The 14,750-nt window shown below is 42.0% G+C and carries 24 protein-coding genes; 14 read left to right on the plus strand and 10 right to left on the minus strand.

What is annotated here, in order from left to right:
* Positions 1 to 621, minus strand: a complete 621-nt coding sequence (locus NPE20_RS14910) for a hypothetical protein (protein ID WP_256539461.1) — start codon at positions 619 to 621, stop codon at positions 1 to 3.
* Between the two features lie 171 nt (positions 622 to 792).
* Here NPE20_RS14910 and NPE20_RS14915 point away from each other — a divergent pair, with 171 nt between their 5' ends.
* Genes NPE20_RS14915 through NPE20_RS14930 form a run of 4 tightly spaced genes read left to right on the plus strand, consistent with a single transcriptional unit; the run spans position 793 to position 2,537 of the window.
* Positions 793 to 1,158, plus strand: coding sequence for a hypothetical protein (locus NPE20_RS14915; RefSeq protein WP_256539462.1), 366 nt, complete (start codon positions 793 to 795; stop codon positions 1,156 to 1,158).
* Positions 1,159 to 1,163: 5 nt separating this feature from the next.
* The gene (locus NPE20_RS14920; protein WP_256539463.1) at positions 1,164 to 1,760 is read left to right on the plus strand and encodes a hypothetical protein; all 597 of its coding nucleotides are present in this window, start codon (positions 1,164 to 1,166) and stop codon (positions 1,758 to 1,760) included.
* Complete coding sequence (locus NPE20_RS14925) at positions 1,744 to 2,202, plus strand: PH domain-containing protein (RefSeq protein WP_256539464.1); 459 nt, start codon at positions 1,744 to 1,746, stop codon at positions 2,200 to 2,202. Before NPE20_RS14920 ends, NPE20_RS14925 begins: the two co-directional genes overlap by 17 nt.
* Before the next feature lie 56 nt (positions 2,203 to 2,258).
* Positions 2,259 to 2,537 carry a hypothetical protein gene (locus NPE20_RS14930; protein WP_256539465.1) on the plus strand — a complete coding sequence of 93 codons (279 nt, stop codon included), beginning with the start codon at positions 2,259 to 2,261 and terminating at the stop codon, positions 2,535 to 2,537.
* Between the two features lie 119 nt (positions 2,538 to 2,656).
* On the opposite strand, the gene NPE20_RS14935 is transcribed toward NPE20_RS14930, so the two are convergent.
* Both NPE20_RS14935 and NPE20_RS14940 read right to left on the minus strand, forming a co-directional pair.
* Positions 2,657 to 3,028, minus strand: coding sequence for a VOC family protein (locus NPE20_RS14935; RefSeq protein ID WP_256539466.1), 372 nt, complete (start codon positions 3,026 to 3,028; stop codon positions 2,657 to 2,659).
* 75 nt (positions 3,029 to 3,103) lie between these two features.
* Positions 3,104 to 3,673 (minus strand): Crp/Fnr family transcriptional regulator, encoded by a 570-nt coding sequence (locus NPE20_RS14940; RefSeq protein WP_256539467.1) that lies wholly within the window; start codon positions 3,671 to 3,673, stop codon positions 3,104 to 3,106.
* Positions 3,674 to 4,139: 466 nt separating this feature from the next.
* Between NPE20_RS14940 and NPE20_RS14945 the strand changes: the two genes are divergently transcribed.
* Positions 4,140 to 4,340 (plus strand): hypothetical protein, encoded by a 201-nt coding sequence (locus tag NPE20_RS14945; RefSeq protein ID WP_256539468.1) that lies wholly within the window; start codon positions 4,140 to 4,142, stop codon positions 4,338 to 4,340.
* On the plus strand, positions 4,324 to 5,877 hold the full coding sequence (locus NPE20_RS14950) for a recombinase family protein (protein ID WP_256539469.1): 1,554 nt from the start codon (positions 4,324 to 4,326) through the stop codon (positions 5,875 to 5,877). Before NPE20_RS14945 ends, NPE20_RS14950 begins: the two co-directional genes overlap by 17 nt.
* A gap of 138 nt (positions 5,878 to 6,015) precedes the next feature.
* On the opposite strand, the gene NPE20_RS14955 is transcribed toward NPE20_RS14950, so the two are convergent.
* On the minus strand, positions 6,016 to 6,279 hold the full coding sequence (locus NPE20_RS14955; RefSeq protein ID WP_256539470.1) for a hemolysin III family protein: 264 nt from the start codon (positions 6,277 to 6,279) through the stop codon (positions 6,016 to 6,018).
* Positions 6,280 to 6,424: 145 nt separating this feature from the next.
* Between NPE20_RS14955 and NPE20_RS14960 the strand changes: the two genes are divergently transcribed.
* From NPE20_RS14960 to NPE20_RS14985, 6 genes are all read left to right on the plus strand, one after another.
* The gene (locus NPE20_RS14960; protein WP_256539471.1) at positions 6,425 to 6,628 is read left to right on the plus strand and encodes a hypothetical protein; all 204 of its coding nucleotides are present in this window, start codon (positions 6,425 to 6,427) and stop codon (positions 6,626 to 6,628) included.
* Between the two features lie 2 nt (positions 6,629 to 6,630).
* Positions 6,631 to 7,560, plus strand: coding sequence for an NADP-dependent oxidoreductase (locus tag NPE20_RS14965; RefSeq protein ID WP_256539472.1), 930 nt, complete (start codon positions 6,631 to 6,633; stop codon positions 7,558 to 7,560).
* 134 nt (positions 7,561 to 7,694) lie between these two features.
* A complete protein-coding gene (locus tag NPE20_RS14970) occupies positions 7,695 to 7,889 on the plus strand; it encodes a cold-shock protein (protein WP_256539473.1) in 195 nt (64 codons plus the stop codon).
* Between the two features lie 293 nt (positions 7,890 to 8,182).
* Positions 8,183 to 8,914, plus strand: a complete 732-nt coding sequence (locus NPE20_RS14975; protein WP_256539494.1) for an acyl-CoA desaturase — start codon at positions 8,183 to 8,185, stop codon at positions 8,912 to 8,914.
* Positions 8,915 to 8,938: 24 nt separating this feature from the next.
* Positions 8,939 to 9,073: a hypothetical protein gene (locus NPE20_RS14980; protein ID WP_256539474.1), complete on the plus strand. Its 135-nt coding sequence runs from the start codon at positions 8,939 to 8,941 to the stop codon at positions 9,071 to 9,073.
* The gene (locus tag NPE20_RS14985) at positions 9,070 to 9,393 is read left to right on the plus strand and encodes a hypothetical protein (protein ID WP_256539475.1); all 324 of its coding nucleotides are present in this window, start codon (positions 9,070 to 9,072) and stop codon (positions 9,391 to 9,393) included. Before NPE20_RS14980 ends, NPE20_RS14985 begins: the two co-directional genes overlap by 4 nt.
* A 215-nt stretch (positions 9,394 to 9,608) precedes the next feature.
* On the opposite strand, the gene NPE20_RS14990 is transcribed toward NPE20_RS14985, so the two are convergent.
* Positions 9,609 to 9,977 (minus strand): response regulator transcription factor, encoded by a 369-nt coding sequence (locus NPE20_RS14990; RefSeq protein WP_256539476.1) that lies wholly within the window; start codon positions 9,975 to 9,977, stop codon positions 9,609 to 9,611.
* Complete coding sequence (locus NPE20_RS14995) at positions 9,946 to 11,127, minus strand: PAS domain-containing sensor histidine kinase (protein ID WP_256539477.1); 1,182 nt, start codon at positions 11,125 to 11,127, stop codon at positions 9,946 to 9,948. The genes NPE20_RS14990 and NPE20_RS14995 overlap by 32 nt, the downstream gene beginning before the upstream one ends.
* Positions 11,128 to 11,445: 318 nt before the next feature.
* Between NPE20_RS14995 and NPE20_RS15000 the strand changes: the two genes are divergently transcribed.
* Positions 11,446 to 11,802: a response regulator gene (locus tag NPE20_RS15000; RefSeq protein ID WP_256539478.1), complete on the plus strand. Its 357-nt coding sequence runs from the start codon at positions 11,446 to 11,448 to the stop codon at positions 11,800 to 11,802.
* 73 nt (positions 11,803 to 11,875) lie between these two features.
* On the opposite strand, the gene NPE20_RS15005 is transcribed toward NPE20_RS15000, so the two are convergent.
* Entirely contained in the window at positions 11,876 to 12,274 is a 399-nt protein-coding gene (locus NPE20_RS15005) for a cupin domain-containing protein (RefSeq protein ID WP_256539479.1), read from the minus strand.
* A 12-nt stretch (positions 12,275 to 12,286) separates the two neighbouring features.
* The gene (locus NPE20_RS15010) at positions 12,287 to 12,877 is read right to left on the minus strand and encodes a chemotaxis protein CheB (protein WP_256539480.1); all 591 of its coding nucleotides are present in this window, start codon (positions 12,875 to 12,877) and stop codon (positions 12,287 to 12,289) included.
* Positions 12,878 to 13,185: 308 nt separating this feature from the next.
* Here NPE20_RS15010 and NPE20_RS15015 point away from each other — a divergent pair, with 308 nt between their 5' ends.
* Positions 13,186 to 13,377 (plus strand): ArsA-related P-loop ATPase, encoded by a 192-nt coding sequence (locus NPE20_RS15015; RefSeq protein ID WP_256539481.1) that lies wholly within the window; start codon positions 13,186 to 13,188, stop codon positions 13,375 to 13,377.
* Between the two features lie 104 nt (positions 13,378 to 13,481).
* Here the strand turns inward: NPE20_RS15015 and NPE20_RS15020 are convergent, their stop codons facing one another.
* Together NPE20_RS15020 and NPE20_RS15025 are read right to left on the minus strand one after the other, a co-directional pair.
* Positions 13,482 to 13,913 (minus strand): helix-turn-helix domain-containing protein, encoded by a 432-nt coding sequence (locus NPE20_RS15020; protein ID WP_256539482.1) that lies wholly within the window; start codon positions 13,911 to 13,913, stop codon positions 13,482 to 13,484.
* Positions 13,914 to 14,191: 278 nt separating this feature from the next.
* Positions 14,192 to 14,750, minus strand: a 559-nt coding sequence (locus NPE20_RS15025) for a phosphoribosyltransferase (RefSeq protein WP_256539483.1), incomplete at its 5' end; no start/stop codon positions are given.

A 14,750-nucleotide genomic window follows, 5' to 3' on the forward strand; every position in this document is an offset into this window, starting at 1 on the left:
TCAGCTAACCGGATCTGGTTTATCTTCAACCGGACGAATGCGCTCAAATGTTTCCAGCAGGCCTGCTATAAGGCTTTTATCCGCGACAACACCAGCTTTCTTAAAATGCTTCTTTTTGGGCTTATCAAACTTCTTTTTAATGGTACGAACTTTTAGTACGGCATTCTTATCATGTTTCAAGAGTTCTGCAACCATGTTATAAGCATAAAGGTAACCTGTATACGGAGTGGGTGTGTGAAAGATTTTCAGGTTCTTCGTTTTCTCCTCTGTATAAACTTTTGAGAAATAAACAGCAAGCCCTTCTTCCAGGTTATTCGTTTCATTATCCCCGTTGGGCGACAATAGATGTATCACCTCATGGGATAGTTGAAATATGCCCTCGTCATAGCTGGTTTTCGCGCCTGAATGCAAAGTGATGTTTACTTTATATTCTATTGGATGGCCGGTAGTGTTGCTCTCCGGGTAACTTAAATACGGGCCATCAGGTTCATAGCAAATCTCATTAAATTCCCATTTCTTAACCTTTTTTCCATAAAGGGATTGCGCCTGCTCCAAAATCTCGGGAACAAGCCTGGTGTATTCGGATGTAAAATCCGGTATTGCTGCTGATGTTACTGCCATGGCGATTATTTGATAGCAAATATCCTCATTTATTGGCGAATACCGGCCTCTCATGACACACGCCTGGGAGTCTTCATCGCCTGCGGCTCCAATGGCATTTTTTTATTTAATCAATGAATATTTTAAACGAAACGGGTAAAAAGCGCAGCTAAAATCAAGCCCGGATCTGTCGTGGGGTTTGCAAAAGATTTCCGGCATAAACGGTTTCCTCCCCAAAGGGTCCCCTCCAATTATTCCGAAAACTACCGGAAGGGGAAGGAAGTGCAGATACCGGACGGCACCCGTTTCAGCTATTCGGTCACTGATAAACACGGCATCCGGTCCAATAAACTGGCCCTGGTGGCATCTATCCTGATGGACGGTGGCTTATCCTATATGGTGTTTAAAGGGCTGAATGCCTTATTCAACAAGAAGCGCGACCAAGCGGCGGCCGAAAAATTAAGCCCGGGTTATTACCAGGCGATCAAGGATATCGAGAACCAGCATGGGTTTAAGCCGCACGAGTTTGAACGTTCCCAATCCCGTAAAGGACGGTAAGGACGATGAATCCCCTTTTAACAGGGCTGGGCATTCCTTCGGAAATTCAAACCTTTTTTGATGGAGCGGCCAATCTTTCCTTTAGTTACGGTGATCAGTTTGAACGTTATGGTTCAGGTTTTCATATTGTGCCCTCCACCCAAAATCTCTGGGTTGCCGGGTTGCCTAATGCAAACCATTTGATCATTACTTATTCAGTTATGGAAGCGATGGCGTTTATCACGCTTAACCGCCATCGTTTTCCACGGCTGGAGCAACTGGCATTTGTGGCTATCGGCAACAGGCTGCATATAGAACAAGGGAATTGGCTCAGGCAGAATTTTCCTGGGCGTAAAGTTACCCTGGTTTTCGGCAAAGACCTGGTCGGGCATATCACCGATATCAAATTAGCAGCCGCAATTAAGAATATCCCGATTCGGATATGCTATAAGGACAACGAAATTCATGTTTACCGCGATCAGCAGTTAAGGGTTTTCGATCAGGAGCAGATTTCACTTCATGCCTTCCAGGATGCCTTCGGTATTCGTCCGCGTTTCCGAACCGGCAAACCGGCCCGATCATTAACCTTTTTAGACCAATTAAAACATGACGCAGAACGATGATATTCTATTAAGGCCGGCCATGCTGTACGCTTTTTTCAAAGTGCTTCCGCTGGTCATGCTGGCCCTGACGTTTCTCCTGCTGGCCTGGTACCTCTCGCCTTATTCTATTTTGTTTAGCCTTGCCATATGCGGCGTTGCCTGGTACAGGCTGCTTTATATCCGTAGTTTTAAATATTTGGTTAGCGCAGAGTATATCCTGATCACTAAGGGGATATTCTTTAAACGCATTGACCAGGTAGAGATGTTTCGGGTGAAGGATTATATTATTACACAGCCTTTTATTTTACAAATATTTAAGCTGATGTACCTGACCTTAAAAAGCACGGATGAAGAAAACAAAGTTATCCGCTTTGAGGGTATCCCGGAATCCGGGATACTTGATACCATTCGCCAAAGGGTTTTGGCGGCCCGTAAAAACAACAATATTTACGAATTAAATTGATTAAACGCTTGTAAATTACTAATCCAATTAGTAATTTTAATTAATAAATTAATGTCATGAAAGCCATTGTCCGTAATATCTTATTAGCCTGTATCATTTCAACGTTCGCCTTTTTTGGGGCTGTTGGAAGGAAACATACCAGGGATAAAATGACTGATGCTCAAAAGGCGGAGGCGAGGAAGGAAACATTAACCTGCCTGGCAGTTGCTTTCATAGCTTGCGGTGCCTGTGCATGGAGGTGTAATGTTCTTTATAAAAGGTTAAATGAAGAGCGGGAGTACCGGCGCAGGTTTATTGATTATAGTCGTAACACCGCGTACAACAGGCATTATTGAAGAATAATTGATAATTTTACAACATCTTAAAAGCCGGCATTCCTGCCGCGCAATTGTGATAAGGTTTCCTCTAAAAATATATCACTCAACGTTCTACAGAAACCGTGTGATTTTTGAACTTATTTTGATTTAAAAAATTCTCCAAAGTGCCAAAGGATTCCGGATGGGTCGTGCAAAAAACATTCTCTACCCCAGTGATCTACACGAATTGGAGTGAGCTTTACGCCTGTATATTTATTTGGAAGGTTTAAGGCTACCAGTTCGTTCCAATAACGGGCAACATCCTCAACTTCTAAAAATACCATCGTATTGTCTATCCAATCCTTTACAAAAGCATCTTGCAGATAAAATCCTAATTGCTGAATTTTAAATAACGACATGGAGGGGGTCAAAACACTTTCCTGAAAACCTAAGTCGCGGTAAAAGCTCCTTGATAGTTCAAAATCTTTTGCTCCGATAAATGGCCGTATTGATATAGCGCTGTGTTCCATGGGTTATTTGAGTTGGTTTGCTTTAAATAAAAAACAAAAATAGGGGTTTAAATGCCTTAAAGCACTTGATTGAAATCAAGAAGTGAATTTGTTTTTTGCAAATTTCTCCCGAACTCTGCTTAGAGTTTCCGGTGTTATCTTTAAAAAGGACGCGATAACCTTTAAAGGAAATTTTTGTAGCAATTGAGGCTTATTTTCAAATATGAACTGATATTTCTGCAAGGGTGTGAGTGAATTGTCAAAAAAATAAACTCTTGCAGTGGCACCCTCAAATAGCTTATTCAATTGTAGAAACGCCGAAGATTGGCCTATGAGATAATGTATAGATTCAATACTAAGTTCTAAAAGGTTACTTTCTGTAAATGCACCTATAATGTTTTCGGATGGCGTTTGCGAAACAAAACTTTTGTGATTTAAAAACCATTCATTTTCTATGTGCAGGTCGATTATATGGTATTCATTATCAGATTTTACGTTATACTGATAAATGGTCCCTTTCAAAATGAAGAAAACGGATTTAGCTATCTCACCGTTAATCAATAATACTTGATCTTTTTGTACTTGACGATACTTCACTTCTTTTTCAAAAAGCATGATATCCCTGTCACTGTAGTATCCTGTTATTTTTAAAGCATTGGAGAACATATATAAAAGTTACTACAATAAATAGTCGGCACAGCAAACTATGTTAAAAGTATTTAAAGCCCTAAGTTATGCAATTCGTCTTAAATTGAAATGGCGTTAAATTAACGAGTGATACGATGACTGCAAATCCCCAATGACACATAGGTCATTCTTTATAAAAAAAGTTTCCCCTGCGTTCTCATGGTGTCTGAGCTGCTAAGAGAGTATCCCAATAGAGGAAAAGTTAACGGCAAAAGTTACCACTCTGACGGAGACTGGATTATCCGTAATGATTGAAAATAACATTCGTCTGCAGCAATACCAGGACAATGAAAATCGTGTGAAACTCGGTAGATAAGTAATAGTTCCCGTTCACATAAATATAGCTCCTGTCGTTTCCGGCAGGGATTTTTTTGTTAATGAAAAATCACTTTTCCGCAATGATATTAAAGGTCAGCATTGCGGTCCGAACTGTAATACCATTTTTATGGCCAATAAAACAGTCAAAAAATCAGCCACACAAAAAAATGAGGTAAAAAAAAAGAAGTCCCCGAAATTGTCACTCGATGAACAAATAAGTGAAAATAATTCCGAGAATGATAGGGAAAAAAAGTTAAAATTGCTAAATTTAATAGCAGAAATAATAGTTGAGGCAACACTAAGAGATTTGTATGAAACGAGCAATTAGATACCTAAGATTCAGCAATCTTGGACAAAGTAATGGATCGATTGAGCGTCAGGAACTTTACACTGACCAATATATTGAATATAATAAAATTTTGTTAGTTGACACATTTATCGACCGGGGGCATAGTGCAAAAACGTTTGATCGTCCCGATTTTAATAAACTAACGGAATTTATAAAAAAACATCAGAAGGATGTGGATTATTTGATTGTCGATCAATTGGATAGATTCAGCCGCGATGCCGGTGAAGCCATGACACTTGTCAAAAACCTTCAGCGTAAATACAATATCCAAATTGTGAGCGTTACGGAGGGAATTATTTTTGATTATGATACGCCCGGTAGTTACTTCCGAACTGGCCTTCAGCTCTTACTTGCTGAAGAGGATAATATTAATCGAAGTATAAAAATTCGTGGGGGTAATTACACCGCCCGTGCGAAAGAGGGTAGGTTTTTAAGTAATCTTCCACCATTCGGTTACAAAAAAGTTGGTGAAGGTAAAGAGCGGACACTGGAAATCGTAGAGGAACAGGCTAAAGTCGTACTCTTTATTTTCCGGAATTATCTGCGGAATGTTCCTTTAAACATTATAAAGGAACAAGTATTTGAAATGGGCTTCAATCGCAAAGGCAATATGGCAATTGAACGGGTCCTTTCAAACCCTGCCTATGCAGGTTTGGTTAAGGTAAAACCGTTTAAGGAGTACCCCGGTGGAATTTTTCCGGCAAGGCATGAACCTATTATTGATAAGTTGACCTGGGACACCGTTCAGAAAAAAATGGAAAAACCGGACAGAAGTAAAAAAACTCTCGATGATGAAATTCCACTGAGAGGGGTGTTAAAATGCCACTGTGGTCAGCCTTTGTCCGGAGCCCCATCCCGAAATAGAAAAAATCATTGGTACTATTATTATAAATGCAAGTTTTCCAAGCATCTTAATCTCAGCGCCGTAAAGGCACATGATCAACTTCTTCAAATTTTCGAACTCATGAGTTTGCCAATGAATGACATCCGGTTTATTAAAGAAAGCGCAGAAGCCTCTTTGAACGATAAATTTCGAGAGAATCAGGAGGTCGCTAAGCAAAAAAAGGGAGATTTGGAGCGGGTACAGGAGAAGCTTTATGCATTGGAGGAAAAGTGGATTAGTAACGAAATTGGTCGTGATACCTATGAACGTTGGTCATCAACTTACAATGGCGAAATATTCACCCTACGGGCCATCATTGAACGATTGAGCATAAATATGTCTGAAGGATTTAAATTGTTCCAGGACCATATCCACAAGCTTAATGACATGAAGGGTATTTATGAATTATCGGATACAATTAAAAAACGCGCAATGGTTTCCACCGTGTTCGACAGCAATTTGTACTACCAAAATGGTATCTATCGAACACCGTCTATGCTCCCCGGATTGGATCATAATTACCTGATAATGAAACAGAAAGGATTGCTTGAGATTGAAAAAAAAAGGGATAATCTGACGATTATCCCTTCGGGTGGAGCCGGAGGGATTTGTATTACCCTAATTTCGGCTTGATATTCAATGTTTTACGTGGATATAAATTCTTACTCACCGAATTACTCACCACTTTTTGACTAAGATTAATTGCAAATCTTATGATATGAAGATATAAAAAAGTATTGAGGTTTAAAAATTTAATCCCAAAAATTACTATTATATATTATCTCTTTTTAAATGTCGGGCCATAGATTCATGTTTGACGGCAGGTTCTTGAGCTAAATGATAGACCATCGAACAGGTAAACAGCAATAAAAAGGAAAAGCCATAAATGCCTGCCCCGATGATACCCGGCGTATTATGATGAGCAGTGGCGATTCCGGTAAGTACCGGCAGGCCGCTGACGCCGAAAATAATACCAACGCCATGTATCAGGCCAAAGATCAGTTCCTGTTTACGGGAAAAGATATAAGTATCCATGAGGTAGATTCGGTTCTTTTACAACAAAATTAAATAGAAACATGTCGATAGGGATGGCCATTGTCCTGTAAAAAAATGATCTGCATCATCTTTGCAAACCTTTAAAATACTGGCCTGTTGCTTTAGATAGTTAAACGCTATGACCATGGCAAAAAATGAGGACGTGAGCCGGATCGACCGCAAGGGGAAATCTTCGGGTAACGGCCGGGAAAATGAGACACTGCCGGAGGCTGTAGCCCAAACGCAGGATATCAGCGAACTGGATACCAGCGAACTGGAAGTCCAGCATCCCAATCGCCATCTGCACAAAGGCGAAGAGATCGAAACCTTTAAAGACAAGGAGGAATAGTTATGAAAGCAATCAGGATACACCAGTTCGGCGGGCCGGATGTGCTCGAACTGGAAGAGATAGTGGTGCCGCAGCCCAAAGCGGATGAAGTATTGATCAAGGTCTACGCCAGCAGCGTGAACCCGGTTGACGGCAAGATCGTGGCGGGCGAAGCCCAGGCGAAATTTCCGACCAAATTCCCATTAACGATCGGCTGGGACGTTTCCGGCGTCATCGAACAGGCCGGCAGCCATGTGCGCAATTTCAGCATCGGCGATGAGGTTTACGGCAGGCCTTTTCCCACACAGAACGGCGCATTTGCCGAATATTTGGTGATCAAAGCCAGCGAGATCGCCCTAAAGCCGCAAAGTATTGACCATATTCTGGCTGCAGCCGTGCCGCTTGCAGGTCTTACCGCCTGGCAGGGTTTGTTTAAATTCGGCAAACTGGAAAAGGATCAAAAGGTACTTATCCATGGCGCCTCCGGCGGTGTGGGGAGTTTCGCCGTTCAGTTCGCCAAATGGAAAGGCGCTGAGGTGATCGGCACGGCCTCGGCAGATAACCTGGCCTTTATTAAACAGCTGGGTGCCGACCAGGCTATCGACCATGATAACCAGCGCTTCGAGGAGGAAGTGAAGGATGTCGACCTGGTACTGGACCTGATCGGGAAAGAAACACAGCAGCGTTCCCTGACTGTGATCAAACCGGGCGGTATCCTGGTAACGACCGTCGCACCCGAGTACCAGGAAGAGGCTAAAGAAAAGCATATCCGGCTGGAGGGTTTTACCGCACAGTCCTATGCCCGTGACCTCGAAGAAATTGCTGAATTGATCGATCAGGGGTTAATTAGCCCGGTGGTTTCCGCTGTCTTTAATCTGGAAGAGGCCCGGAAGGCCGAAGAACTGAGCAAACAGCACCATACGCGGGGTAAAATTGTCATCAAAGTAATTTAAAACAGCGTAGTGCCCCATAAGCCTTCTCAATTATAATGGCTATGTCATATAGTCCTTATTGTATAAGCTATTAAAATTCAACAGTTTATTTACCAATTAATATGCGTACCTTGTTACATATTAATTAAAATACAATGCAAAAAGAAGGAACCGTGAAATTTTTCAACAACCAAAAAGGTTTTGGATTCATTTCACAAAATGACAACAGGAATGAGATATTCGTTCATGTTACAGGACTCATCGACGAAATCCGTGAAAACGATCAGGTAGCGTACGATGTACAAGAAGGGAAAAAAGGCCTGAACGCGATCAATGTTAAAGTTATCTAATACATCACTATAAATTATCGTAAAGCATCAGCCTTTACCAGTTGGTGCTTTTTTTTAAAAACACAATAAATAAGGGAGATTACCAGTTTATATACTATAATCTTTCAGATTTTACCCAAGTACCTGCTGTTTTTTGGCCGGCCAGCGCACCTTAAATCATTACCGCGCTGCTCCTCCCAGGCAAAGTCCAGGCCACAGTGAACCGTTGCCCTCTCTGTTGACTACCCGAATTATTCATCCCTGCATTGCTATGCCCGGGAATTTCATTCATTGCTACTCATCATTTTTTTATGTTGATCATCTTATTATTTTTTACCGGGCACTGGTTTGGGTCTTTATTTTTCCAGACCTTTTTCCAACACCGCTATGCTTCCCACCGGATGTTTACCACCAGTAAATTCTGGGAACGCGTTTTTTACCTATTCGCCTACTTGTTTGAGGGTGCCTCATTTTTAAATCCGAGGGCTTATGCTTTAATGCACCGCGAGCACCATGCTTTCAGCGATACCGAGAAAGACCCCCATTCTCCGCATTTTTTTACCGATGTGTATCAAATGATGAAACACACTATTAAGACTTTTGGAGATTATGTGAAACGTACCAAGGATCCTGAGGCCAAGTTCCCCGGGCATTACCCGGAGTGGCCTATAGTTGACCGGATCGGTTCGTCGATCCTGTCCAGGCTACTCTTTGGCGCGGCTTATACCGCATTCTATATTTTTTTCGCACCCTACTGGTGGCTGTTCCTGCTGTTGCCGATTCACTTTATGATGGGGCCTATCCATGGCGCGATCGTGAACTGGTGCGGGCATAAGTATGGTTACCGCAATTTTGACAACAAGGACAAATCCAAGAACACAACGCCTTTCGACTTTCTAATGCTGGGCGAACTGTTCCAGAACAACCACCACAAACACCCCAACAGTGCCAATTTCGGTAAACGCTGGTTCGAGATCGACCCGGTTTATCCGGTCATGAAACTGATGCACTGGATAGGGATCATCACCATAAGAAAAGCGTATTAAACATTAACATTAAAATATTCCATTATGAGTAAAGATAAAGGCAGTAAAAATGTCAAAAAAGCGCCGGCTTCCGAAGGTAAAAAAGCGACATCGGATTACCAGGCCGGCAAGAAAACTGTGTCGAAAGACGATATATCCATTAACAAAAAGAAATCATGAACGATCAAACTATTGAATTCCAGGCAAAGATCTATGTCTTTGACCTGAATAATTGCGCCCGTGAGTTCGGCTTTAAATCCGAAGAACACTGGGTGATCCAAGCCGTGAACAAAGAAGAAAAAAGCGTGCTCGAAATGCGTTATTTCCCGACGATCTCCGCCAAAGTTTTACCCGACATGCTGGCGGAAATGCTTGCTTCTGTTAAGTTTAAATTGAGCCAGCAGCTCGCCGGGGCGGAGAAAAAACTAGACGCTGCATTTATCCTGCAGCAGCAACTGCGATTCCTGATCGCCTACAATCCTGCCCGGCCCACCCGTTAATGAACCCAACAACAAAGATCATTTCATTTTTAGACCATGCTCACACAAATTCTATAGCAAAACAACACCAATCAACAGTATGCGTATGTCAGGGACTATTTTCAAAAGGATTGTCACTTTCCTTAACGATTCGGTATTTATATAAAGAATGCGGCAGCAGAGACCTGGAGATGAAGTGCCGGCCCGATCGATCATGTTTCCTAATGCGTACTCAATCAGTATTTGTTAAAGCAATTATCAATTGCCTCAAACAGTTCCTGCGGGTCAAAAGGTTTTCGTATATAAGCCCATGCACCCATATTAATGCCGGTTGCAATGGCCTTCTGTTCCACACTTGCAGTAAGAAAGATAAAGGGTATTTTCGCCGTTTGCGGGTCGTCTTTCAGCTCCTTAATTACTTCATACCCATTTGCCTCCGGCATCATAATATCGCAAAGGATGAGGTCAGGATGATGCTCCTGTGCCAGTATCAAGCCGCTTCTGCCATTTGTAGCCAGGATCACCTGATACCCTTCCAGTTCGAGCAACTCACAGGTATTTTCCCGGATGTCGTCATTGTCTTCGATCAGTAGTATAGTTTTCATAAGCTATGATTTGTGGAAATTCGATAATAAAAGTTGTTCCCAGGTTTGGCTTACTTATAAAACTGATATTTCCACCCAATAACTCCAGATATCGTTTTACAATATTCAACCCCAGCCCCGTACCCTGTATGTTTGTCGCATTTTTAGCCCTGTAAAATTTAGTGAATAAGTTTTTTTGTTCTTCTTCCGGTATACCGATCCCTTCGTCCTGCACTTGAATAGTTACTGATTTATTGATGATGCTAATAGAAAAATGAACGGTTGTCGCCGTTTCAGAATATTTTATGGCATTGGAAAGCAGGTTAAGGAAAACGTTTCTTAATATTTTTTTGTCCTGAAAGATATCTTTTTCCCCAAGATAGGTAAATTCAATCTGCTGGTCTTTTTTAAGCATACCATTTAGTTCTTCAATGATATCTTCCGCAAAAGCATCAAGGTCAAATGTTTCTGCAACAACCTCTATTTTCCCTTGTTCTACCTTATCCAGCGAAAGGAAATCATCCAGAATTATCGTCAGGTTCTTGACAGATGACCTCACGCGGTCAATATGCCTTTTCCGCTTTTCTTCATTTTCTGTCTTACTATAGGTATCTATCAAAGTCAGGCTGGATAGTATCGCGCTTAAGGGGGTGCGGAATTCGTGGGATGCCATCGCCACAAAACGTGATTTCATTTCATTCAGTTCCTTTTCTCGTTCCAGCGACTGGGTAAGTTCCAGCGTCCGTTCAACGACTTTGGCTTCGAGTTCCTCCTTTGACCGCTTGCTTTCCGTAACATCGGTCACGAAGGCAACTGCCAGTTGCTCATTATCCAGTTGGTAATGGCCCAGGCTGATCTCTACAGGGAATTCAAAACCATCCTTTCTCCGTGCGAATAAGTTCAAACCATATCCCATTGGCCGGGCTTTTGGACGTGTAAAATAACCCTGCCGATGGTGAACATGGTTTTTACGGAAGGCTTCCGGAATGAGTATTTCTACGGGCTGCCCGGTAAGTTCTGCCTTTGAGTAACCAAACAGCCGTTCGATACAGGGATTGGACAATTCGATGCGCCCATTACTGCTGATAACCAGGATACCTACAGTTGCATATTCAAATAAGGCTTTGAAACCAGCTTCACTTTCCAGTGTCAATATGCTTTTGTCTGTCATGGTGGAAGATGCAGGTAGAAATCTAATAAGGCAGTTAAATTTAGAACATAATTATTAAATAATCAAATCAACTAAAACTTAATTTCATTGAGGATCACCTACTTAGGCGGCTTGCAGAAAATGAATTCCTTTTGAACGGCGTGCGCAGGTTTGTTTCAGGTTCAATAAGGCACAAGTAAGATGGCAAATGCAAAGAAAGAGTTACCGACATTTTGAGCAAGATGTGTCGCGAATCATTTTTAGACGATCTGTTTATATATAGCTTTACAATTTATATTTAAGTAGCAGCCTGATTATCTTTAATTAACCGTTCATCACATGAAAAAGGTTCTTGTTATAGAAGATGAATTGGATACAGCCCAATGTTTGGATTATCTAATGAATGATTTAGGATATGAATTTATCCAATCTCAAATTATCCTTACCCCGGCAGAGATTATTAAAATCAAGCCTGATGTAATCATATTGGATTATTATTTACCAAATGGACATGGCGACAAACTTTGCTTAGCATTAAAGTCAAATCTATTGACAAAAGATATTCCGGTCATTTTAATGTCCGCACATAATAACCTTAAAGATATTTCAAAAGGCTGTGATGCAGATGCTTATTTAGAAAAACCTTTTGATTTGAATAAATTGATTCAAATAGTGACTCGATATGCGACTATTTAAGGCCGGCTTTGCGTATTCGTTACCATGAATAAACTACTTACTAAGGGCCTATTTGACGCGATATTTTATTCAACTATTCCGTCGTTCTGCCATCAAATTTTTCGTCAATAGCTTCTGCTTCTTTCTTGGTTCTGCGTATGGTTCCGTCTTCATGATTCGGGGGCGAATAGATGGTATATAGCTTTAAGTCTTCGTTCGCTGATGTATTAATGACATTGTGTTTTGCCCCTGCAGGAACGATAATGGCATCCCCATCCTTAACCTCATATTCATGGCCATCAATAATGCATTTACCCGTTCCACTTTCAAAGCGAAAAAATTGATCATTTTTTTCATGAGTTTCCATGCCAATTTCTTCTTTTGGCAAAAGGCTCATTAATACGATCTGGCTATATTTTGCAGTATATAAAACTTTACGAAAATTGCTGTTTTCCAGAGTTTCCTTTTCTATGTTAGTGTTGAATCCGTGCATCCTATTGGTTTTTTAGCTGGTTAATAATTGTTTACTGTTAAACGATTGAACGATTTTAATGACCTGTTCCGGCATTTTTTTGGGGTTAAGGACAAAGTCGGCGTACCCGGAATCGATCACACTCTCCGGCATGCTTTCCTCTTTTGCGCTTGAAGGTTCCTGCGCGATGATGACACCCCCGTTTTTCGAAATGGCTGCTATTCCTTTTGTTCCGTCTTTTCCCAGTCCGGATAGAACGATCGCGATAATATTGAAGCTGCGATTGTCAGCCAATGATTTGAAAAAGATGTCGATAGCCCTATTAACTTTAATGTCCAGGTCGCGTGGCTTCAATACCAGTCTTTCACCTTCTATCGCCATTACTTTATTCTCCGGCATCACATAAACTTTATCCGGCATGATCTCCGTATCTTCTTCCACTTCACAAACTTCGATCGCTGCATGTTTCTGAATCAAAGCAGTCAGCATGCTTTTGATATGCGGGTAGAGGTGCGTCGTGATCACATAAGACACCTCATCCGGCAACGTGTGGTCAAAAAAGTCAAAAAGTGCGGCAGTGCCACCGGCAGAAGCGCCTAAGGCGATCAGCGTTTTCTTTTTCATGTCCTTGTCTATAAAAACAGTTACACAAAGAGGTTAGCCGGGTCTTCCCAAAAACCTTCTGCCTCAACGGTAACCGGATCAAATAATTCATCTATCAGATCCGAAATTTCCATTAGCTCTTTGCTTTATCGCAGTTTATTTAATCATCCAAATTTATAAGGACACCATAGAAGAAAAAATGAGGAAGGTCATTGCCGTACTTGCTTTGTGTCAATTTATGCGCCGTGACCTTACATAATTTATATCAATGTTTCAAATTTAATGACCGCTGTCGTCAGGTGATCTACGAGAGAATAATACTGCAATATATGGAAGTAACTAAAATTATTGAAGATTGCGTATCAAGGTTCCTTTTCTTCATAGATAAATGTGGGGTGGGTAAAACGACCCTGGCCTGCGCTAACGCGGTGGTTCTGACTGAAAAAGGGAAAAATGTCCTTTTCATCAGCATCAGTCCGGTCTTCAATTTAGCAGATAGTTTTGGACAGTCCGGTAGGTGATCAGATAAGTTGTCATCATGATATCTCCCGGCTTAGCGTTTCAGACCATGGTTCGCCACAAGTTCCGCGGCTTTCAACCGGCAGGAGGAATGGTTGCTTTCACATTAATAATCGATCTTTCGTTGCCGGGCCAGCCTTTCATTAAAATTCTCCAGCAATTTGATATACATGCTCATCCAATAATAAACGGGGTCTGTCGGGCTAAGGCCGGAAGAACGGGACGTGCTACCGGTAACTTCTGTCTCCGATGCCTTTGTTCCTTTGAAAAAATCTTCAGGAAAATCCCCGGAAAAATCGTAGTCTAAGACAAACCCAATTTTAGAAATGATGTCGGGACTCAAATCTTTGATATCAAACCAGTTATATAAAGTTCGGCGGCTGACGCCAAGCCTGCGGGCGATTTCGCTGATTCCCATTGCATTGCGACGCACTGCGCGCTCCACAACCCGGCCATAGTTCAGATCCTGCCGGCCATGATTTTCTTGTTCCTTTGATTCGGTAGCGCTGGTTTTGCGATCATCGATAAGTGAGTTCATACCTATAAAATTTATTTAGATAAGGCGTGCAGGTGGTTCTCTATGTGGGCATTTCCTTTCTGACCTGGTTTAATAGTTGATCTTTCGGTCTGGCTAATTGTTTCCTTGTAAGAGCATCTTGTTTGTTATCAACCTGGTAAAAACAAAATTATTTGATGCGAAAATTTTAATTAATGACAACGAACACAAAATATAATGCGTTTGATCAATAAGGGATAACGATCATTAGTATATTTCGGTTAGTATAACCTGCGGACAAAGTACCTTTGGCCGGATATTCAAACCGCTTTTTTTAGCCTTCCCGTTTTCCCCAGGTAAAACAGTACTTCGTCGTCGCTGACCTCGTTATAATGTTCGTAGAGCGCGCCAACCCCATAGAATTCCTCCGGCACCAGTAAGACGATGACGTCGTCAGTTTCCCGGTGTAATGTCCGCAGGGCGTCCTTTGAGGCTACCGGAACTGCGATGATGATCTTAGCGGGCTTGCCTTTTTTGATCACTCCGATCGTACTCAGCAGGGTATTACCAGTCGCTACACCGTCGTCAATAACGATCACCGTTTTTCCCTCCAGGTTTTCCGGTTCGTGGCCTCCAATGAATTTATGGTACATCTCTTTCAGCCGCGCCCGTATCGCCACTAGTTCCTGGTCGATATATTCCTGCGGGACGTCCCGGTGGGGTATTACAAAATGATCGGTCAGACTGGCCGCGCCGATGGCGTATTCTTTATGATTGGGATGCCCGATCTTCTTGGTCAGCACCACTTCCAGCGGAAAGCCCAGTTCCCTTGCCACCTGGTAGGCGACCGGGACACCGCCGCGCGGAACCGCCAGGACG

Source organism: Mucilaginibacter aquariorum (assembly GCF_024498135.1).
Lineage (GTDB): Bacteria > Bacteroidota > Bacteroidia > Sphingobacteriales > Sphingobacteriaceae > Mucilaginibacter > Mucilaginibacter aquariorum.